18 protein-coding genes are annotated in these 19,591 nt (G+C 72.7%); 16 read left to right on the top strand and 2 right to left on the bottom strand.

What is annotated here, in order from left to right:
* Positions 1 to 1,203: an MFS transporter gene (locus BMY07_RS26665; protein ID WP_218150778.1), complete on the bottom strand. Its 1,203-nt coding sequence runs from the start codon at positions 1,201 to 1,203 to the stop codon at positions 1 to 3.
* Positions 1,204 to 1,402: 199 nt separating this feature from the next.
* On the bottom strand, positions 1,403 to 1,699 hold the full coding sequence (locus BMY07_RS26660) for a putative quinol monooxygenase (protein ID WP_092784449.1): 297 nt from the start codon (positions 1,697 to 1,699) through the stop codon (positions 1,403 to 1,405).
* A 184-nt stretch (positions 1,700 to 1,883) separates the two neighbouring features.
* Between BMY07_RS26660 and BMY07_RS26655 the strand changes: the two genes are divergently transcribed.
* From BMY07_RS26655 to BMY07_RS35970, 16 genes are all read left to right on the top strand, one after another.
* Positions 1,884 to 3,281 (top strand): DNA-3-methyladenine glycosylase 2 family protein, encoded by a 1,398-nt coding sequence (locus BMY07_RS26655; protein ID WP_092784446.1) that lies wholly within the window; start codon positions 1,884 to 1,886, stop codon positions 3,279 to 3,281.
* 14 nt (positions 3,282 to 3,295) lie between these two features.
* On the top strand, positions 3,296 to 4,123 hold the full coding sequence (locus BMY07_RS26650) for an isocitrate lyase/PEP mutase family protein (protein ID WP_092784443.1): 828 nt from the start codon (positions 3,296 to 3,298) through the stop codon (positions 4,121 to 4,123).
* Positions 4,124 to 4,349: 226 nt separating this feature from the next.
* Positions 4,350 to 5,558 carry an acyl-CoA dehydrogenase family protein gene (locus BMY07_RS26645; protein WP_092784440.1) on the top strand — a complete coding sequence of 403 codons (1,209 nt, stop codon included), beginning with the start codon at positions 4,350 to 4,352 and terminating at the stop codon, positions 5,556 to 5,558.
* A 100-nt stretch (positions 5,559 to 5,658) separates the two neighbouring features.
* Positions 5,659 to 7,335, top strand: coding sequence for a peptide ABC transporter substrate-binding protein (locus BMY07_RS26640; RefSeq protein WP_092784437.1), 1,677 nt, complete (start codon positions 5,659 to 5,661; stop codon positions 7,333 to 7,335).
* Positions 7,336 to 7,392: 57 nt separating this feature from the next.
* A complete protein-coding gene (locus BMY07_RS26635; RefSeq protein WP_092784434.1) occupies positions 7,393 to 8,727 on the top strand; it encodes a SidA/IucD/PvdA family monooxygenase in 1,335 nt (444 codons plus the stop codon).
* Positions 8,724 to 10,280: a class I tRNA ligase family protein gene (locus tag BMY07_RS26630; protein WP_092784431.1), complete on the top strand. Its 1,557-nt coding sequence runs from the start codon at positions 8,724 to 8,726 to the stop codon at positions 10,278 to 10,280. Before BMY07_RS26635 ends, BMY07_RS26630 begins: the two co-directional genes overlap by 4 nt.
* Positions 10,277 to 11,368 carry an FAD-dependent oxidoreductase gene (locus BMY07_RS26625; RefSeq protein WP_177215785.1) on the top strand — a complete coding sequence of 364 codons (1,092 nt, stop codon included), beginning with the start codon at positions 10,277 to 10,279 and terminating at the stop codon, positions 11,366 to 11,368. Before BMY07_RS26630 ends, BMY07_RS26625 begins: the two co-directional genes overlap by 4 nt.
* Positions 11,365 to 12,681, top strand: a complete 1,317-nt coding sequence (locus BMY07_RS26620; RefSeq protein ID WP_092784428.1) for an ATP-grasp domain-containing protein — start codon at positions 11,365 to 11,367, stop codon at positions 12,679 to 12,681. Before BMY07_RS26625 ends, BMY07_RS26620 begins: the two co-directional genes overlap by 4 nt.
* Positions 12,678 to 13,025: an avidin-fold protein gene (locus BMY07_RS26615; RefSeq protein WP_092784425.1), complete on the top strand. Its 348-nt coding sequence runs from the start codon at positions 12,678 to 12,680 to the stop codon at positions 13,023 to 13,025. The genes BMY07_RS26620 and BMY07_RS26615 overlap by 4 nt, the downstream gene beginning before the upstream one ends.
* Complete coding sequence (locus BMY07_RS26610) at positions 13,022 to 14,377, top strand: FAD-binding oxidoreductase (RefSeq protein ID WP_092784422.1); 1,356 nt, start codon at positions 13,022 to 13,024, stop codon at positions 14,375 to 14,377. Before BMY07_RS26615 ends, BMY07_RS26610 begins: the two co-directional genes overlap by 4 nt.
* Positions 14,378 to 14,383: 6 nt before the next feature.
* Complete coding sequence (locus BMY07_RS26605; protein ID WP_092784419.1) at positions 14,384 to 14,926, top strand: flavin reductase family protein; 543 nt, start codon at positions 14,384 to 14,386, stop codon at positions 14,924 to 14,926.
* A gap of 207 nt (positions 14,927 to 15,133) precedes the next feature.
* The gene (locus tag BMY07_RS33890; RefSeq protein WP_143073656.1) at positions 15,134 to 15,556 is read left to right on the top strand and encodes a hypothetical protein; all 423 of its coding nucleotides are present in this window, start codon (positions 15,134 to 15,136) and stop codon (positions 15,554 to 15,556) included.
* A gap of 142 nt (positions 15,557 to 15,698) precedes the next feature.
* Positions 15,699 to 16,976: a helix-turn-helix domain-containing protein gene (locus BMY07_RS26595; RefSeq protein ID WP_143073655.1), complete on the top strand. Its 1,278-nt coding sequence runs from the start codon at positions 15,699 to 15,701 to the stop codon at positions 16,974 to 16,976.
* A 114-nt stretch (positions 16,977 to 17,090) separates the two neighbouring features.
* Positions 17,091 to 17,657, top strand: a complete 567-nt coding sequence (locus BMY07_RS26590; RefSeq protein WP_218150777.1) for a hypothetical protein — start codon at positions 17,091 to 17,093, stop codon at positions 17,655 to 17,657.
* A gap of 72 nt (positions 17,658 to 17,729) precedes the next feature.
* A complete protein-coding gene (locus tag BMY07_RS26585) occupies positions 17,730 to 18,575 on the top strand; it encodes an MEDS domain-containing protein (protein WP_092784413.1) in 846 nt (281 codons plus the stop codon).
* Complete coding sequence (locus BMY07_RS35970) at positions 18,572 to 19,495, top strand: anti-sigma factor RsbA family regulatory protein (RefSeq protein WP_092784410.1); 924 nt, start codon at positions 18,572 to 18,574, stop codon at positions 19,493 to 19,495. Before BMY07_RS26585 ends, BMY07_RS35970 begins: the two co-directional genes overlap by 4 nt.
* Positions 19,496 to 19,591 lie beyond the last annotated feature (96 nt).

The raw sequence follows: 19,591 nt of genomic DNA, 5'->3' as shown, positions 1-19,591 counted from the left end.
TCAGGCGGTTCGGGGGACCCGCATGCCGAGGAACGCGCACAGGGCCGCGACCATGGCGAGCCCGCCGCACAGCCACCAGACGCCGTTGCCCAGCCCGATCCACGCGGCCACGCCGAACAGCGGTCCGAGCGCCATACCCAGGCCGAACATGGTCTGGTGCGCGCTGATGTAGCGGGCCTTCACCGCGGCGGGGAACGACGAGGGGTAGGCGAACATCGTCGGGCCGTTGATCATGATGCCGAACACGAACACCACGGTGCAGGCGATGAGCGCGGCCGCCGACCCGCCGCTGATCCCGAACCCGGCCACGCCGAGTCCCATGAGGATGGTGCCTGCCGTGGCCGCGACGTGGCCCGGCCGGCGCGTGACGTAGGTGGTGATCTTCAGCTCACACAGGATCAGCACCGCGGACGCCGTCACCAGCACCGCGCTGTAGAGGCCGGTGGAGTGGCCCTCCGAGCTGATCTTCAGCGGCAGGGACACCGTGTACTGGACGTAGATGATGGTGCCGAGTACCACCGAGGCGAGGAAGAACCAGAACCGCCCGTCCCGCAACACGATCCCGTACGCCACGCGGGTCCCGGTCTTCTCCTGCCGCTCGACGCGGACGTCGGGCAGCAGCCAGCGGGCCAGGCACGCGTAGGCCAGCGCGGTCGCGGCGTCGAACCACAGCAGCAGGTCCCAGTCGAGCAGCACCAGCCCGGCGGCGATCAGCGGGCTCAACGCGGCGCCGAGGTTGAGCGCGATGCGCATCATCGAGAAGCCGAGGACCCGGACGTCGTCGGGCATCAGGTCGCTCAGCAGCACCGCGGCCGCGGGCCGGTAGCTCTGCGTGGCCATTCCCGCCGGCAGCAGCGCGGCCAGGAGAACGGCGAACAGCGCGGGGGTGGCGAAGAAGGGCACCGCGGTCAGGATCGCCGCGGAGCCGAGCATCGCGGCCGTGATGGTGTTGCGTGGACCGATCCGGTGCACCAGCTCCCCGCCGATGAGCCCGCCCACGATGGACCCGACGCTGTAGGCGGCGATCGCGGCACCGGCCTGCCCGGCGGAGAAGCCGCGGAAGACCAGGTACAGCACCATGAACGTCTGGACGAACGCGCCGAACTGGTTGACCAGCACGCCGCCGAGCAGGTACCGCACGGGTGTCGGGGTGCGGCGCAGTGCGGCCAGGACACCCTGGGGTGTGGTGGTGGTCGCGGTCACGGCGGTTCCTCCAGCTGGGGTCGGTGGCATCCGGGGACCGGGGCGATGGGAGTGGTGCGGGATGCGCGGTCCCCATCGCATCGGGTCGGCGAGTTGACCGGGAGGGTTGGCCCCGCCGGAGAATCAAAGTTGCGGTGTTGGGCCCAACGCGGTTCGGCCGGACGCGGGTACCGCTCGCGTCCGGCCGAACCGCGTGGGCTCAGTGCTCCAGCACCAGCTCGTGGTCGATCTCCACGAACTCGAGGATCAGGTCCGCGAACTCGCCCGCGATCAGCTCCTGGTAGGCGGCCGACCCGGTGTGCGCGTCGTAGGCGGCCTGGTCGGCGAAGTGCTCGACGAACAGCAGGAAGTCCGGTCTCGCCGGGTCCCGGTAGACCCGGAACGACAGCGTGCCGTCCTCCACCCCGGGTCCGGACGGCGCGAACCGCCGCACGACCGCCTCCGCCTCGGCCTGCCTGCCCGGCTGGAGGGGGATGGGAAACACCTTGGCCAGCATGGGGAACCCTCTCTTCTGCTCCGACGCGCACACCCGGGGCGGCGCTGGTCAGCGCCCACTGTGCCCACCGCGCCGCGCCCCGTCTGGCCGGATCCGGACATGATCACCGCAGGCGGACGCCGCCGCCGGTGATCTGTCCGGATGTGGCTGGCGTTCCCGCCCCGGATCGCCTAAACCTGGGGGTATGACGACGTTCTCGGCGGTGGTGACCACGGGGATCTACTGCAGACCGGGGTGCGGGGCCAAGCCGCTGGCGGAGAACGTGCGGACCTTCGAGCTCGCGGCGCACGCCGAGGCCGCCGGGTTCCGCGCGTGCCTGCGCTGCCGCCCGTACCGGGTGGCCGGGCCGGTCGCCGCGGACGCCCCGGAGCTGGTCTGCCGGGCGGTGCAGCTGATCATCGCGGGCGCGCTCGACAGCGGCACCGAGGCGGCACTCGGGGCCAGGCTCGCGTTGTCGCCGCGGCACCTGCGCAGGCTGTTCCACGAGCACCTCGGGGTGACGCCGAACCAGCTGGCCAGGTCGCGGCGGGCGCACTTCGCGCGCAGGCTGCTCGACGACTCCGACCTGACCGTGGCCGACGTGGCCTTCGCCGCCGGGTTCGGCAGCGTCCGCCAGTTCAACCGGGAGATGCGCCTGGTGTTCCGCGCCTCGCCGGTCGAGCTGCGCGACCGGCGCCGCCGCGCGGACCGGCTGGTCGCCGACGGGGGACTGGTGATGCGGCTGCCGTTCACCCCGCCGCTGCACTGGGACGCGTTGCTGGAGTTCCTGTCCGCCCGCGCCGTGCCCGGTGTGGAGTCGGTGCGCGACGGCGTCTACCGCCGCACGATCAGCCTCGACGGCGAGGCAGGTGTCCTGGAGGTCCGCCGGGGCGGGCCGGACCACCTGATGCTGTGGGCGCACCTGCCGTTCTGGGAGGGCCTGATCCACGTCGTCGAACGCGTCGCGCGGGTTTTCGGTGTCGACGCTGACCTGGCGCCTGCCGAGGCGGCGCTCGCGGACGACCCGGTGATCGGCCCGTTGATCGCGGCACGCCCCGGGCTGCGCGTTCCCGGTGCGTGGGGCGTGTTCGAGGTCGCCGTCGAGGCGGTCCTGAGCCAGCACAGCCCCCGGGCCGAGGTCCGCGCCCAGCTCGCCGCCCTGGTGGCGGCCGCGGGCAGCCCGGTCCACGGCCTCGACGGCGGCCTGACGCACCTGTTCCCCTCGGCCACCACACTCGCCGACACGGACCTGCTCACCCTGGGGCTCCCGGAAACCACCGCCAAGACCCTGAGCGCCTTCGCGACCGCCGTCGCCGCCGACGAGACCCTGCTGGACGCCGGGGCGACGCTCGCCGAGCTCACCGGGCGGCTCCGCGACCGACCGGGCATCACCGCGGACACCGCCCACCACATCGCCCTGCGCCTCGGGCATCCGGACGCGTTCCCGGGCACCCTCGCCGCGGGCACGACAACCGATCCCGAACGCTGGCGCCCCTGGCGGGCGCTCGCGGCGATCCACCTGATCACGGCGGCGGAGCCGGGCCGCGCCGCGCCCGCCGACACCGCCCTGGGAACCTGGACGCCGCACCGAGTCGGAACCTGAGGAGAACACCACACATGGACGACATCCAGCGGGGTCGCGCGGAGACCCTGCGCGCCCTGCACGACGGCACCCTGGTGCTGCCCAACGCCTGGGACGCCGCCAGCGCCGCGGTGATCGCGCTGGCCGGGGCCGCCGCGATCGCCACCACCAGCGGTGGCGTCGCCTGGTCCGCGGGCAGGCCGGACGGGCACGGCCTGACCAGGGCCGAGATGGCCGAGCTGGTCGGCAGGATCGCCGGTGCCGTCGACGTCCCGGTCACCGCCGACATCGAGGGCGGCTACGGCCCGGCGCCGCGCGACGTCGCCGAGACCGTCACCGCCGTCATCGCCGCGGGCGCGGTCGGCATCAACCTGGAGGACTCGCAGGCCCCCGGCGGCCCGCTGTTCGACGCCCAGGCCCAGGCCGAGCGGGTCGCCGCGGCCCGCGCCGCCGCCACCGAGGCCGGGCTGCCGGAGCTGTGGATCAACATCCGGACCGACGTCTACCTGTTCGGCATCGGTGAGCCGGAAGGGCGCCTGGCCGACGTGCTCGCCAGAGCCGAGGCGTATGCGGCCGCGGGCGCCGACAGCCTGTTCGTGCCGGGTCTGGTCGACCTGGACACGCTCGCGGAGCTGGTCAAGGAGAGCCCGCTGCCGGTGAACGTGATGGTGTGGCCGGGCGCGCCGACGGTCGCCGAGCTGGTGGCGGTGGGCGTGCGCCGGGTCAGCGTCGGCACCGCGACCGCGCAGGCCGCCTACGCGGTCGCGCACCGGGCCGCGGTGGAACTGCTGGAGCAGGGGACCTACGAGTCGCTGGCAGGCGGCTTGGACTTCGGGGTGCTCAACAACGCCGTGACGCGCTGACGCCACCGCCACCGAGGGCCGCGCCGGGACGATCAGTCCTGGTCGCGGCCCTTCGCGTTTCTGTCTACAATGGATTCACCGCACCCGCCCGCGCGGATTCTGTGTATGCCAGCGCGGTTGATTTTCTCCGGCGGCCAATGGTTGCTGTCAATTTTGCGGCCGGCTTGACTCACTTCCCAGGCCGGAACGTCGGCACGGTGCGAGGTCGGTGAGGAAGTGGTGCGTCATGGCAGCGGCTGGGTTGGCCGAGGGCATCGGCGAGGTGGTGGCACCGGGAGGTGCTGCCGAGATCCTGGACAGGGCGCGGGCGCTCGCGCCGGTCCTGCGGGAGCGGGCCGAGGAGATCGAACGGGAGCGCAGACTCCCGCCGGACGTGGTGGAGTCCTTGCGCGCCACCGGCGTCTTCCGGATGGGGTTCGCCCGCGACCGGGGCGGTCCCGAGCTGGACTCGGTCCAGCAGACCGAGGTGATCGAGGCGCTCGCCCACGGTGACGCCGCGGCGGGCTGGTGCGCCATGATCGGCTCGGACACCGGTCTGTACGCCGGGTTCCTCGACCGCCCGGTCGCCGAGCGGATGTTCCCCAGCCTGGACATGGTCACCGCCGGGCTGCTGTTCCCCAACGGCCGCGCCGAGGCCGTGCCCGGCGGGCTGCGGGTCACCGGCCGCTGGCAGTTCGGCAGCGGCGTCACCCACGCCGACTGGGTCATCTCCGGCGCGTTCCGCTACCGCGACGGCGTCCCCGAGCCCGGCCCCGACGGCAGCGCGCACGGGTCGGTGCTGGTCATGGTGCCGCGCGCGCAGGTCGAGGTGCTCGACACCTGGCACACCACCGGGTTGGCGGGCAGCGGCAGCTGCGACTACACCATCACCGACGTGTTCGTCCCCACCGAGCACACCTTCACCTTCGCCGACGTGCGCGGCGCGACCGGCGTGCTGGCCCACCCCGAGGTGCACATGCGCAACATGCCGGGCGTCGCGCTCGGCGTGGCCCGCGCCGCGCTCGACCACACCAGGGACGCCGCCGTCGCCGCCGGTCGCGCGGAGGACTACCGCACCCAGATCACCCTCGCCGACTGCGAGGCCGACTTCGCCGCCACCCGCCAGGGCGTGTACGGGGCGCTGCGCCGCCAGCACGAGGTCCTGGCCACCGGCGGAACACTCGACGACCTGACCGCGCTGGAGCGCGCCGCACTCCCGCTGTCGCGGCGGCACGCGTTCCGCACCGCGCGGTCGATCGTCACCCGCCTCTACGACCTCACGCAGACCTCGGCGATCTACCGGCCGTCACCGCTGGACCGCTGGCTGCGCGACACCACCACCATGTGCCAGCACATCGTGGCCCAGGACCGGATCCTGCAGACCGCCGGTGCCCACCTGCTCGGCGCCCGGCCGTCGTTCCCGCTGGCCCTGGGCATCACCCCGCCCCAGCGCTGAGCCCGTCAGCTCGGCGTCTCCGCTCGTAGACCCATCCCGATGAAACCCCTTCCCTGAGTACCCCTTTCCCTGATTACCCCCATGTCGAAAGTAGGAACAGATGCGCAAGTTCCCGGCCGCCGTGTGCGCGGCCACGGTGCTGAGCCTGTTGCTCGGCGCGTGCACCAGCGGTGGTGACACCGCGGCGCCGTCCAGCGCGGCACCCACCACCGCGTCACCGAGACAGGCAGCCGCCACCCCCGTCGACAACGACGTGGTCATCAGCTACAGCGAGACCGAACCGGCGAACGCGTTGGTACCGGGCAACACCACCGAGGTCGGCGGCATCAGCGTGCTGGGTGCGCTGTTCCGCGGCCTCGTCGAGTACGACCCCACCACCGCCCAGCCGCGGCCCGCGGTCGCGGAGTCCATCACCACCACCGACTCCAAGGTGTGGTCCATCAAGCTCAAGCCGAACTGGGTGTTCCAGGACGGCAGCAAGGTGACCTCGCGCAGCTTCGTCGACGCCTGGAACTACACCGCGTACTCGCCGAACCTGATGAAGAGCGCCAGCTACATGGCCAACATCGAGGGCTTCAAGCAGGTCAACAACGCGACCCCGGACGGCAAGCAGCCAGCGGACCTGCCGCCTGCCAAGCAGATGTCCGGTCTGCGGGTGGTCGACGACCAGACCTTCACCGTGACGCTCGACGCGCCGTTCTCCGGGTTCGACCTGCGCCTGGGCTACGCCGCGTTCTACCCGATGCCCGCGGTCTTCTTCAGCGACCGCAAGGCCTTCGAGGCGCACCCGGTCGGCAACGGGCCGTTCCGGTTCGTCTCCTACACCAAGGGCAGCAACCTGCTGGTCAAGCGGTTCGACGGCTACGGCGGCGCCCGCAAGGCCAACATCGGCGGCATCGACTACCGCTTCTACACCGACCTGGACAAGGCCTACGCCGACGTCCTGGCCGACAAGCTCGACTTCCTGTCCTTCACCCCGTGGAGCGCCACCCAGGGCAACAAGATCGAGAAGGACCTGCCGCAGACCCGCCGGGTCACCTACAAGTACCTGGGCTACCAGGCGATCGCGTTCCCGATGTTCGACAAGCGCTACGCCAGCCCGGCGCTGCGCCAGGCGATCTCCATGGCCATCGACCGGCCCGCCCTGATCAAGCGCATCTTCAACGGCGGCCGCACCCCCGCCGACGGCCTGGTGCCGCCCAACGTGCGCGGCTACATCCCCAACCAGTGCGGCGAGCTGTGCACCTACCAGCCGGAGAAGGCCAAGAAGCTGTTCGACTCCGTCGGCTTCCAGGGCCCGATCACCCTGGCCTCCAATGTGGACTCCGGCAACCAGGAGTGGGTGGAGGTCGTCTGCGAGTCCATCCAGCGGACGCTGGGGCACCCGTGCGAGTTCCAGCCGCAGAAGACCCTCGGCGAGTTCCGCGCCGCGCTCAACAACCGCACCATCACCTCGGTGTACCGCACCGCCTGGGTCGCGGGCTTCCCGTCCATCGAGAACTTCCTCAACCCGCTGTTCCGCACCAACGGCGCCTCCAACGTCGGCCAGTACGCCAACCCGAAGGTCGACGACCTGCTGACCAGGGCCGACGCCGCCCCGTCGACGCAGCAGGCCGACGCGCTCTACCAGGAGGCCGAGCGGATCGCCCTGCAGGACATGCAGACCATCCCCATCTGGTACCAGTCGGCCACCGCCGCGTGGTCCTCGCGGCTGCGCGAGGTCAAGCCGACGCTGTTCCGCGAGCTCGACTTCTTCTCCGTCACCGTCACCAAGTAGACCCCGCGCCCCAGCGGGCGCGGCCCAGGCGCCGCGCCCGTCGAGAAAGGTACCCCTGTGTCTGTGCACGACGTGGATGTCCTGATGATCGGCGCGGGTCCGTCGAACCTCGCCTTGGCCGTCGCCCTGGAGGAGTGCGGGTCGCCGGAGCTGGCGGCGGGCTCGATGATCCTCGAGCAGCACGAGGACGTGAAGTGGCACCGCAACCTGCTGCTGCCGTGGACCCGCAGTCAGGTGTCGTACGTGAAGGACCTGGTGACCCTGCGCAACCCGCGCAGCCGCTTCTCCTTCCTCAACTTCCTGCACGAGCGCGGTGAGCTCGACGAGTTCGTCAACCTCGGCACGTTCAACCCGTTCCGCTGGCAGCTCTCGACCTACCAGCAGTGGGTGGCCGACACGCTGGAGAACGTGCAGGTGCGCTACCAGGCCCGCGCCGAGCGGATCCTGCCGATCCACGCCGAGGACAGCGCGCTGATCGGGTTCGCCGTCACACTGTCCACTGGCGACACCGTGCTCTGCCGCGACCTGGTGCTCGGCGCGGGCCGGGACCCGTTCGTGCCCGAGGTGTTCCGCGGCCTGCCCGCCGAGCGCGTCGTGCACAGCACCCAGTACGGCGGTCGGGTCGCCGCCGCGGCGGCCCTGGCCAGGCCGGGCAGGCCGATGCGGCCGGTGGTCGTCGGTGGGGCGCAGAGCGCGGCCGAGGTGTTCATGGCGCTGCACCAGGACGCGCCGGGGTCCTCGCCGGTGATGCTGCTGCGCTCGATCGCGCTGAAGGACTACCAGACCAGCAAGTTCGTCAACGAGCTGTTCTTCCCGTCCTTCGTCGACGAGTTCTTCGCCATGCCCGAGCCCGCCAGGGCCAAGGTGCTCGCCGAGATGCACCTGACCAACTACGCGGGCCTCGCCCCGCCCTTCCTCGACGAGCTCTACACCATGGTCTACCGGCAGAAGATGCTCGGCCAGCCCGTCTCCACCATCCGCGGTCTCACCGACGTCGTCGACGCCCGCGTCGAGTCCACACCGGACGGTGGCGAGGAGGTCGTGCTCGACGTGCGCGACCTCAAGAGCGGGCGGGTGGAGCAGGTCCGGTGCGACGCGGTGTTCCTCGGCACCGGTTTCGACTCCCGGATGCCCGCGATGGTGCGCGACCTGGCCGAGTCCATCGACCTTGCCGAGATCACCGTGGACCGCCGCTACCGGGTCGACCTCGGCGCGGGTGCCAGGGCGAGCCTGTACCTGCAGGGCGTCAACGAGGCGACGCACGGCATCTCCGACTCGCTGATCAGCGTGCTGGCGCAGCGCTCGGCCGACATCGCGGGCGACATCCTGGACCGCCGCGCCGCCGACCTCGGTGTCCTGCCCGGCGACCAGGCGGTGGTGGTGCCGGTATGACCCGACCACCCGCCGAACCCGCCCGCCCGAGCAGGACGGTGGTGATCTCGCCCGCCCCCACCGCGAACGGAGACCTGCACCTCGGGCACATCGCGGGCCCGTTTCTCGCCGCCGACGTGCACACCAGGTACGCCCGGTCGCAGGGCCGGGAGGTGGCCCTGGGCACCGGTTTCCAGGACACCTCGACGTTCGTGCTCACCACCGCGCTGCGCCGCGGTGTCCGACCCGAGGAGTTGGTGGCCAACTCGGCCGCGCAGATCGAGTCGACCCTGCGAACCATGGGGATCGGCGTCGACGGCTACACCGGCGACGACGACCGGTTCACCAAGTGGGTCGTCGACTTCCTCGGCAGGCTGCACGCCGCGGGCCGCCTGGAACCGCGGTCCGTGCGGTTCCCGTACTCCGAGCGGACCGGCCGGTTCCTCGTGGACGGTTTCGCCTCCGGCGGCTGCCCGGAGTGCCTGGCCGATGGCTGCGCCGGGTTGTGCGAGAGCTGCGGGCACCTGGTGGCCGCGGGCGACCTCATCGACGTCAAGTCCACACTGGACCCCGACGACCCGGTGACGTTGCGCGAGGTCGACGTGCTCGTGTTCCCGGTCGAGCGCTACCGCGAACAGCTCCGGGAGCACTTCGAGGCTCATGTGGACGGTATGCGGCCGCACATGGCGCAGGCCATGGCGCGGATGTTGTCCCAGCCGTTGCCGGACTTCCCGGTGACGTACCCGATCCAGTGGGGCATCCCGGTGCCGTTCGCGGAGGTCGCCGGGCAGGTCGTCAACCCCAACGCCGAGGCGATGGCGTGGAGCATGCACTGCTCGACGCTGGCCGCACAGCAGCGGGGCGGCGCGCTCACCGGCGAGGACGAGCTGTGGCTGGCGGGCAGCGGGTCGGAGGTCGTGTACTTCCTCGGGTTCGACAACATCTACCCGTTCGCGGTCGCGGGCCCGGCGATGCTGCTGGCCTTCGACGGGCACTACGACCTGCCGACCCGCTACCTCACCAACGAGTTCTACGAGCTGGACCACCGGAAGTTCTCCACCAGCCGCGGCCACGTGGTGTCCGGTCGGGAGCTGGCCGCCGAGGTGCCCAGGGACCTGATCCGGTTCGCGCTGGCCGCGACCAGCCCGGAGCACCAGCGGACCAGCTTCACCCGGGACGCGTTGACCAGGATCACCGAGACCCGCCTGGTGGGCCCGTGGAACCGGATCGCCGAACGGGTGGACACCCACGTCGGCCGCACGTTCCCGGTGTCCGCCAGGTCCCGCCGCGCGGCGGCCCGCGTGTCGGCGCGGTTCGCCGAGTCCTACGAACTGGCGGGGTTCAGCCTCAACCGCGCGGCGGAGGCGATCAGCGACCACCTCGCCAGGCTCGACCGCTGGCAGCCGACCGAATCGCAGGCCGGTGACTTCTGCTTCGAGGTCGTCCACCTCCTGCGGTCGGCGGCCCCGATCCTGATCGACCTGGCGGCCGACGTCCTCGACCCGGGTCCGGGCGAGGTCACCACCATCACCCCGGTCGCGTTGCCGCGGCTGACGACGGGGGTCGGCCGATGATCCAGGGCACCCGACAGGAGGACGCGGCGCGGGTCGTGGTGGTCGGCGCCGGGGTCACCGGGCTGCTCGCCGCGGTCCGGTGCGTGCTCGCCGGGCACCGGGTGGTGCTGCTCGACCGCGGACCGATCCCGCACCCCGGGTCGACCTCGTTCGACCAGCACCGCGCCCTGCGCGCCCTCGCCGCGGGCGACCCGGCCGGCACGAGCCGGTCGGCGCTGCTGCACAGCCGCTGGCGCGAGCTGGACGAGCTGCTGCGCGACCACCTGTCGGGTGCCCGCCTCTACCGCCGCGTCGGCGTCCTGACCGCGCTACCCCCCGACGCCGTGGCCCAGGCCGTCGCCACCGCCGAGGCCACCGGCCTGCCCATCCGCTTCGTCGACCCGGCCGACTACCCGCACGTCGGCTTCCCCGCCGACACGACGGTCCTCCTCGAACCCCACGCCGGTGTCCTGCTGGCCGACCGCGTCCTGCACGCGGCGACCCGCCGGCTCCAGCGCCACCCGCTGGCGGACCTGCGGCCCGGCACCGAGGTCGTCGGCGTGCGACCGGACGGCCGGGTGCGGCTCGCGGACGGCACCACCGAGTCCGGCGACCTCGTGCTCCTCACGGCGGGGCCGTGGTCGGCCGCCCTGGTCGACCTCCCCGTCACCCTCCACTGCCAGACGATGGTCTACCTGCGCCCGCCGCCCGAGCTGGTGCGCACCTGGGCGGGCAGCCCCGTCGCGGGCGGCATCGGCACCGACGGCACGTCCTGGCTCCTGCCGTCGGTGGCGGGCACACTGCTCAAGATCAGCACCGACGCCGTCCGCCGGGAGGTCGCCGCGCTGACCGACCCCGGCGCCGACGAGCCGTGGACCGACCGCGTGCTCGCGGCGGGCATCGTGTCCGAAGTGGACAGATATCGGGTCCTGCGCGCGCGGCACTGCCACTACGCGACCACCGCGGACGGCGGGACCGGCTTCGTCCAGGTCGGCGCCGCCGTCTGGGCGCGCCCCGGCAGCGGCGGCGCCGGATTCCGCACCGCACCCCAGGCCGTGGACGCCGTCCTCGGCCCGCTCCTCCCCTCCACACCCCGGGACACCCCATGACCAGGAACGCCCCCGGCGCGCTGCTCGTGATCGGCAGCGGCCTCAAGCTCTACCGCGAGTACATCGTCCGCGCCTTCGCCGACCGGGTCCACGCGGCCGGGCTGCGGCTGGTGCTCATCAACAACCTGCGGCCCACCTGGCAGCACGACTACTTCGACGACATCACCGTGGTCAACGTCTTCGACCACCAGCTGCTCGCCGAGACCGCCCGGCAGCTGGCAGGCCGCTACACCGTCAACGGCCTGGTGTGCTGGGACGAGCCGCTGGTCATGCCCGCCGCCGAGCTGGCGGCCGAGTTCGGCGTGCCCGGTCTGAGCATCCCCGGCGTGCACGGCTGCCGCGACAAGCACAGCTCCCGCAGCCGCCTGACCGAGGCCGGTCTGCCGCAACCCGGCTTCGAGCTGGTCCCCGACCTCGACCACGCCCGCGTCGCCGCCGCCCGCATCGGCTACCCGGTGGTCGTCAAGCCGCGGGCACTCGGCGCCAGCATGGGCGTCTCGCTCGCCGCCGACGAGCGCGAACTCGAGTTCGCCTACCGGGTCGCGCACGAGGCCAGCCTGATCGGCGACGAGCCCTACCGCGGCGGGGCGATCATCGAGGGCTTCGCCGACGGGCCCGAGATCAGCGTCGACGCCGCCGTGCACAAGGGCGAGTACCTGCCGATGTTCCTGGCCCGCAAGAGCACCGGGATGCCGCCGTTCTTCGAGGAGACCGGGCACGTCGTCGACTCGGCCGACCCGCTGCTGGCCGACGAGGCGCTCATGGGCGCGCTGGCCACCGCGCACCAGGTGCTGGGCATCGAGGACGGCATCACCCACACCGAGGTCCGGCTGACCGCCCGCGGCCCGGTGATCATCGAGGTCAACGGCCGCCTCGGCGGTGACCTGATCCCGTTCCTCGGCCAGGTCGCCACCGGGGTCGAGCCGGGCAGCGTGCTCTTCGACGTCGCCACCGGCCTGCGCCCCGACCTCACCCAGACCAGGGCGGGCGTCGCGGGCATCCGCTTCGGCTACCCCGACCACGACTGCGTCGTGCGCTCGGTGACCGTCCCCGAGCAGTCCGCCGGGCTGGTCCTGGCCTCCCGCATGGTCGAGCCGGGCACCACGCTGCGGCTGCCGCCCGGCGGCTACATCGCCCGCCACTCGTTCGTCGTCTGCGCCGGACCGGATCCCCGCACCTGCGCCCGCCGCCTCGACGCCGCGGCCGCCCTGGTCGAATTGGACGCCGACCCGGTCGACCCGCCGCCCGCGAGCACCCCGCTGACCATGCCCGCGGGCCTGCTGGACGTCGACGACCTGGACGGGCAGCGATGAGCATCGACTACAACGGCCGCCGGTTCCGCGCCCTCGGCGTGCACGGCGGCACCTGCGCGGAGTACAGCCAGCGCGACGACCTGGTGTGGGCGGTGTTCGAGGGCGGCCACATCCGCCGCGGCACCGTCACCGGCACCTGCGATGACCGCGGTGTCCTGCGGCTGGCCTACACGATGGTGCTGGAGACCGGCGAGGTGATCTCCGGGCACAGCACGAACACGCCGCGGCGGGTCGGCGGCACGCTGGTGCTGCACGAGGTCTGGGAGCGCTACGGCGAGCACGCCGCCCGCGGTGTGTCCTACCTCGAAGAGGTCCCCGCCGAGCCCGGGGAAGTGGCGCGATGACCGACTGGCACAAGCTCCAGGCCCTCGTGGCCGGCCACCTCCGATTCCCCGGCGACCCCGGCTTCGCCGACGCGGGTGTCGCCCTGAACCAGCGGTACGCCGACGTCCAGCCCGCGGCCGTCCTGTCGGTCGCGCGCGCCGGTGACGTCACCAAGGCCGTCGAGTGGGCGCGCGCCGAGTCAGTGCCTCTTGTGGCGCGCGGCGGCGGTCACAGCTACGCGGGCTTCTCCTCCGCGCCCGGCCTGGTTCTGGACCTGCGTGGACTCTCGACGGTCCACTACGACGAGGACACCGGGCAGGTGACCGTTGGCGGCGGCACACCGATGAAGGCCCTCTACGCGGCCCTGAAGCCCTACGACGTCACCTTCCCTCTAGGCAACTCCGACACCGTCAGCATCGGCGGCCTGACCCTCGGCGGTGGCGTCACCTCGATCTCCCGCGCGCACGGGCTCACTTGCGACGCGTTGCTCTCCACGGAGGTCGTGCTCGCGGACGGGACCACGGTCACGGCATCCGAGCGTGAGCACCCCGACCTGTTCTGGGCGTGCCGCGGCGGCGGGGGCGGCAACTTCGGCGTCAACACGAGCTTCACCTTCCAGACGCGCCCAGCGCCCGCCGGGTCGACCTGCCTGGTGCTGTGGTCGTGGCCGCACGCGGTCGAGGTGCTCGCGGTGATGCAAGAGGTCATGCGGACGGCGCCGAACGGGTTCTCCGCCCGCATCGGTATCGCCCGCTCCTCCGGCGAGGACGGCGTCGTGTCCGTCGTCGGCCACCACCTCGGACCGGCCGCGCAACTGCGGGAACTGCTGGCGCCCGCACACGCCGTCGCCCGGCCGTACCGATCCGACATCGAGGACCGCGACTTCTGGGCCGCGGCGACGTACCTGCACCACGACAGCGTCGGCGGGGCGTTCGCCGCGCGGAGCCGGTGCACGCCGCACGCGGTCGACGACGCCGGGTTGGCCGCCCTGGTCCGCGCCGTGGACCGGTGGCCGGGCAGCGGCAACCCGGACGGGGCGGGCGCCGCGCTGTTCGCGTGGGGCGGGGCGATCAACGACGTCCCGGTCACCGACACCGCGTTCCCGCACCGCGACACCCGGTTCCTGCTCAGCCTCGACACCTCGTGGGCGCGCACGGACGGCCCCGAGGTCGTGCGCGCCAACCTGGACTGGCTGCACGGCCTGCACGCGGAGTCCGCCGAGTTCGCCACCGACGCGTCCTACGTGAACTTCACCGATCCAGACCTCGACGACTGGCGGTGGGCCTACTACGGGCCCAACGCGGGCAGGCTCGCCGAGGTCAAGCGGCGCTACGACCCCGACCGGTTCTTCACCTCCCCGCAAGCGGTGTGACCGGCCATGGGACCTGACCTGCGCGGCACCATGCGCGCCTTCGCCACCGGCGTGTGCGTCGCCAGCACCTACCGCGACACGCCAGACGGCCGACGCCACGACGCGGTCACCGTCAACTCCCTCGGATCGATCTCCCTCGACCCGCCGCTGGTGTCGCTGTCGTTCCGGCAGGGGTCGGCGTTCCTCGACGACCTGCTGGCCACCGGCCGGTGGGCGGTGTCGATCCTGCCCGCGTCGGCGCGGGAGACCGCCCGCAGGCTGGCCGGACCGCGCGAGACCCGCGCACCGCACGTCGCCGACCTGCCCGCCCACCCCGGCGACCGGACCGGCGCGCTCGTCCTCGCCGGGGCGGGCTGGCTGGAGTGCGCGCTGCGCGACCGCTTCGACCTCGGCGACCACACCCTCGTCGTCGGCGACGTCCTCGCCACCGGCCCGGACGGCAGACCCCCGACCCTGGTCTTCCTGCACGGCCGCTACCACGCCGTCGACGACCCCGGCTCGATCGGCGTCGACTTCTCCACTCCCGGCCAGTGGGGGGAGGTCGGGTAGCCACCGGTCGAACTCCCCGGGCAGCCCCGGGGAAGTCTCCACCAACGGCGCCGGGCCCCGGCCACGCGGACCGGCCGGGATCGTCGTGGGGCCGCGGGTTTCCCGCCGCGCGGCCCCGTCCCGGCCGGTCCCTTCCCGACCCCGGGCGCGACCGGGACCACCACGGCACCGCTGTGCTGATCCACCCCGATCATGTATTCGTCGAGCATGAGATCACCGAGCCCGACCCGCCCGCGCCCCGACCACCGCGCCGATCGCCACCCCGACCACCGCGCCGACTACCGCGTCGATCAGGGTGCCTGCCACCGCGTCGACTACAGCGTCGACCACGGTTCCTGCTATCGCATCGACCGCCACATCGACTACCGCGCCGACCGCCATTCCGAGAACGGCGCCGACCGCTGGACCGATCACCGCGTCGACCGCGGTGCCGAGTACCGCGTCGACCGCCACACCGACCACAGCGCCGACCGCGGTGCCGCCAACCGGGACCCGGCGCGGCGCGCGCCCACCCGCCGGGCGAGCGCGCGGGTGTTCGCCCGGCACCGCCGGACGGCGACCACCCGGGTGCCCGTGCAAGCCCGGCCGAACCCGTTACCCGACGGACCTCTCCACCCGGTGCTCGCGTGAGGTCGCCGACCTCGTCGCGCGCGCACCGTCCCCGGCGGACCGCCCCGCCCGCGCACCCCGACCGGCCGTGACCGGCGCGGGCGGTGTCCGCACCGGGCACGCGAGTCCAGCCACGTTGACCGACTGTGGGGAAGGATCCATCATGGGCAGACCAGAGAAACCTGTGAACAACGCCGGGGGTCTCGTCGCACAGTTCGCCGGGGAGTTGCGGGCGCTGCGGGCGCGGGCGGGCAACCCGACCTACCGCGAGATGGCCCGGTCCGCGATGTTCTCCTCGTCCGTGCTCTCCAGCGCCGCCAGCGGCAACCGGATGCCGTCGCTGTCGGTGACCCTCGCCTTCGTCGCCGCCTGCGGTGGCGACCAGGACGGCTGGCGGCAGCGCTGGCTGGCCGTCACCGGCGGCCACATGCGCTTCCCGACGCGCGAGCGGGTGACCGGCAAGCTCCCGTACCCGGCGCAGTTACCGCAACGGCCGCGCGGGTTCATCGGCCGGGTGGCCGAACTCGCGTGGCTGCGCGCCGCGGGCGACACGCCGATCGTGATCAGCGGCCCCGCCGGTGTCGGCAAGACCGGGCTGGCGCTGTACTACGCCTACACCAGGGCGGCCGACATGACCAACGGCCAGCTCTACGCCGACCTCGGCGCCGGACCCAGCCCGTACGACGTCCTCGACGGGTTCCTGCGCGCCCTCGGCGTGCCAGGCGACCAGCTCGCGGGCACCCCCGACCACCGGGTCGGCCTGTACCGCACGCTGCTCGTCGAGCGCAGGCTGCTGGTGCTGCTGGACAACGTCCTGGACGAGAGGCAGGTGCGGCCGCTGTTGGTGGAGACCGACACCAGCACCACCGTCCTGGTGAGCCGCAAGCGGCTGCTCGGGCTGCGCGAGGTCCGCAGGCTGCCGGTCACCCCGCTCTCCCGCGCCGACTCGGTCGAGATGATCGTCGCCGGGCTGCCGCCGACGGTCACCGCGGGCCCGGACGACCTCGACCGGCTCGCCGAGTTCTGCGGCGACCTGCCGCTGGCCCTCGACATCGCGCTGCGCCGGATCGCGCTGCGCCCGCACGTGATCCTCGGCCAGATGCTCGACGGCTGGCACCGCAACGGCAACGCGCTCAACTGGCTGTCCATCGGCGACCTGTCCATGCGCGAGGCGCTGCGCTCGGCGTACCTGACGCTGAGCCACCCGGCCAGGATGCTGCTGCACTGGCTGGCCAGGACCGCCGACCGGGTCGGCCCGCTGCCGTCCGAAGAGGACGAACTCGCCGACGAGCTCATCGACGCGGGCATCCTGAGCCAGGCGGGCCACGACTTCGCCGGGCTGCGGCTCTCACCGCTGGTGCGCGCGTTCGTCCGCGACATGGCCTGCTCGTTCGCCCGCGACGTGCCCGTCGGCGCCGGGTCGCCGCGCGCGGGGTACTAGGTCGCGGATCGCCTGTCCCGCACGTTCCCCGCCGAGCGGGACAGGCGCTGCCCGGTTGATTGTCCTTGGGGGACAAGGATGTCGACCAAGTCGGGCATCGGGTGTACTGGGGACATGCTGGAGCCTGTCGAGTCGCCTCCCTCCGATGGAACGACCTTCGCTGACAGACCACTGTGGACTTCTCGGGACACCGCAGCCGGGGTCGCCGCGATCGCCCTGCTCGTCACCGCGGTCTGTTTGTCCACTGTGGTGCGTCCGAGTCCGCCGCTGCACGACGTCGCGCTGTTCGCCCACCTGGGTTTCCTGGTGCTGGGCTTCGGCGCCGTCCTCGTCGCCGACTACTTCTTCGTGCTCTGGGTCCTGGGTCGCGCCACGTTCGCCGAGGCCGTCGCGCACACCGCCCGGCTGCACCCGCTCATCTGGTCCGGGCTGCTGGGCCTGGTCGCCAGCGGCACCCTGCTGCGCCCGGACCTGTCCTCCGGCGCCACCGCGCTGAAGCTGGTCCTCGTCACAACCCTGACCCTCAACGGCATCCAGGCCACCGCGCTGGGCCGCCGCATGTCCACCCTGGACGGCCCGCCGCCGGTCCCGCTGCTGCTGTGGGGCGCCGCGACCTCCGCGCTCTCGCAGCTGTGCTGGTGGGGTGCGGTGGTGATCGGGTACCTCAACACCACGCGCTGACGCGGTATCCGGAATGCGAAGGCCCGTGCTCGGCGATTCCCCGGGTGCGGGCGGTGCCGTAAAGTCCGTCCCGTGAGCCAGGCGCCGGGAGCCGACCGCGAGACCACCACGGGTGGCCGCGGCCACCTCTGCTGGGCGTTCGCCGACGTGGGGGAGTTCGTCGCCGGGGCGCGGGCGTTCCTGGTCGAGGGCCTGGCCCAGGGCAAGCGGGTGTGCGTCGCGGCCCCCGGGGACGTGGCCGAGCTCGGGCGGCGCTTCGCCGACGTACCCGGGTTCGACGACCTGCTCGACCGCGGCGCGGTGCAGCTGAGGTCGCTCGACCGGCTCTACGAGACCGACGTGGCCGTCGACGCCGACGAGCAGGTCCGCACCTACGCCGCCGAGACCGGGGCGGCGCTGGCGGCCGGGTTCACCGGGTTCCGGGTGGCGGTCGAGGCGACCCGGCTGGTGCGGACCCCGGCCCAGCTGGCGGCGTTCGCGAGCTACGAGCACACGGTGGACCGCTACATGGCCGCGTACCCGTTCGAGGCGCTCTGCGCCTACAGCGTGCCGACCCTGGGCACCGAGGTGGTCGACAAGCTCGCCGGCATCCACCCGCGCGGCAACGTCGAGCACGTCCCGTTCCGCCTGCACGGGTGGGGCGCGTGCGGCGCGGTGGCGCTGGAGGGCGAGCTGGACCTGCGCTCGCACGAGCTGTTCGGCTGGGCGCTCGAGCGCGCCGCCGCGCACTGGGGTCCCGGCGAGGTGGTCGTGGACGCGCGCGAGCTGACCTTCATCGACCACCACGGGCTGCTGGGCCTGGCCGAGCAGGCCGCGCGCCGGGGGATCACCATCGTCCTGCGCACCCGCCGCTTCGGCGCCGCGAGACTGGTCGACATCCTGGGCATCGACGGGGTCCGCGTGGAGCAGGCGGCATGAACGCGCCCGACCACGTCGCCCTTTGCTACGCCGACGACACCGAACTGCTCGGCGTCGGCGTCCCGTTCCTCACCGACGGCCTCGACCGCGGCGACGCCGTGCTGCTGGCCATCGACCCGCCGCGCGCCGAACTGGTCCTCGCCGCCGTCGACCGCCCGGAGAAGGTCACGGTGATCTCGACGGACCTGCAGTACGTGCGGCCCGCGATCGCCATCAAGTCCTACCGCGAGCTCTTCGCCCGCCTCGTCGACGGCGGCGCGGGCGCCATCCGCCTGCTCGGCGAGATCCCCGACCCCACCCCCGCCTGGGACGTGTGGTCGCGCTACGAGGCCACCGTCAACCGCGCCTACGACCAGTTCCCCCTGATCAGCATGTGCGCCTACGACACCCGCACCACCCCGGCCGCCGTGCTCGCCGACGTCACCAAGACCCACACGCTGCTGGCCAGGCCCGGCACCACCCAGCCCAACGCGGCCTACATCCACCCCCTGACCTTCCTGGCCGCCAGACTCCCCGCCCCGCCCTACCCCGTCCAGCACCAACCCCCCGCGGTGGCGCTGACCAACCCGACCCCCAGCGCCGCCCGCACCGCGGTGACCTCGCGCGCACAGGCGGTGCTGCGCCCGGACGACCTGGACGACCTGGTGGTCTCCGTCAGCGAGGTCGTCTCCAACGCCCTCACCCACGGCACCGCCCCCATCACCCTCACCCTCTGGACCACCCCCGCCGCGGTGGTCGTCACGGTCCAGGACAACGGCCCCGGCCCCAACAACCCCTTCGCAGGCCTCATCCCCACCCCCACGCCCACCGGCGGCGGCTACGGCCTCTGGATCGCCCACCAACTCTGCCACCACGTGGCCCTGACCCAAACCCCCACCACCTTCACCATCCGCCTCACCATGGGCGACCCACTCGCCTGACGGAGTCCAAGGCCCCGCCGCCACACCTGGCCCGCACGGACGTCCCGTGCTGTGCCGAATCTATCGAACTTGCCCGCCTGTCAATACCCTCGTGCG

The organism is Actinokineospora terrae, from assembly GCF_900111175.1.
GTDB lineage: Bacteria > Actinomycetota > Actinomycetes > Mycobacteriales > Pseudonocardiaceae > Actinokineospora > Actinokineospora terrae.
This window is presented reverse-complemented; position numbering and strand designations above follow the sequence as displayed.

Excerpts from the sequence above, each read along its gene's own strand:
- BMY07_RS26655 (WP_092784446.1), top strand. The coding sequence starts at position 1,884 with ATGACGACGTTCTCGGCGGTGGTGACCACGGGGATCTACTGCAGACCG.
- BMY07_RS35970 (WP_092784410.1), top strand. The coding sequence starts at position 18,572 with ATGAACGCGCCCGACCACGTCGCCCTTTGCTACGCCGACGACACCGAA.
- BMY07_RS26615 (WP_092784425.1), top strand. The coding sequence starts at position 12,678 with ATGAGCATCGACTACAACGGCCGCCGGTTCCGCGCCCTCGGCGTGCAC.
- BMY07_RS26625 (WP_177215785.1), top strand. The coding sequence starts at position 10,277 with ATGATCCAGGGCACCCGACAGGAGGACGCGGCGCGGGTCGTGGTGGTC.
- BMY07_RS26595 (WP_143073655.1), top strand. The coding sequence starts at position 15,699 with ATGGGCAGACCAGAGAAACCTGTGAACAACGCCGGGGGTCTCGTCGCA.
- BMY07_RS33890 (WP_143073656.1), top strand. The coding sequence starts at position 15,134 with ATGAGATCACCGAGCCCGACCCGCCCGCGCCCCGACCACCGCGCCGAT.
- BMY07_RS26640 (WP_092784437.1), top strand. The coding sequence starts at position 5,659 with ATGCGCAAGTTCCCGGCCGCCGTGTGCGCGGCCACGGTGCTGAGCCTG.
- BMY07_RS26660 (WP_092784449.1), bottom strand. The coding sequence starts at position 1,699 with ATGCTGGCCAAGGTGTTTCCCATCCCCCTCCAGCCGGGCAGGCAGGCC.
- BMY07_RS26590 (WP_218150777.1), top strand. The coding sequence starts at position 17,091 with ATGCTGGAGCCTGTCGAGTCGCCTCCCTCCGATGGAACGACCTTCGCT.
- BMY07_RS26630 (WP_092784431.1), top strand. The coding sequence starts at position 8,724 with ATGACCCGACCACCCGCCGAACCCGCCCGCCCGAGCAGGACGGTGGTG.
- BMY07_RS26605 (WP_092784419.1), top strand. The coding sequence starts at position 14,384 with ATGGGACCTGACCTGCGCGGCACCATGCGCGCCTTCGCCACCGGCGTG.
- BMY07_RS26645 (WP_092784440.1), top strand. The coding sequence starts at position 4,350 with ATGGCAGCGGCTGGGTTGGCCGAGGGCATCGGCGAGGTGGTGGCACCG.
- BMY07_RS26610 (WP_092784422.1), top strand. The coding sequence starts at position 13,022 with ATGACCGACTGGCACAAGCTCCAGGCCCTCGTGGCCGGCCACCTCCGA.
- BMY07_RS26620 (WP_092784428.1), top strand. The coding sequence starts at position 11,365 with ATGACCAGGAACGCCCCCGGCGCGCTGCTCGTGATCGGCAGCGGCCTC.
- BMY07_RS26650 (WP_092784443.1), top strand. The coding sequence starts at position 3,296 with ATGGACGACATCCAGCGGGGTCGCGCGGAGACCCTGCGCGCCCTGCAC.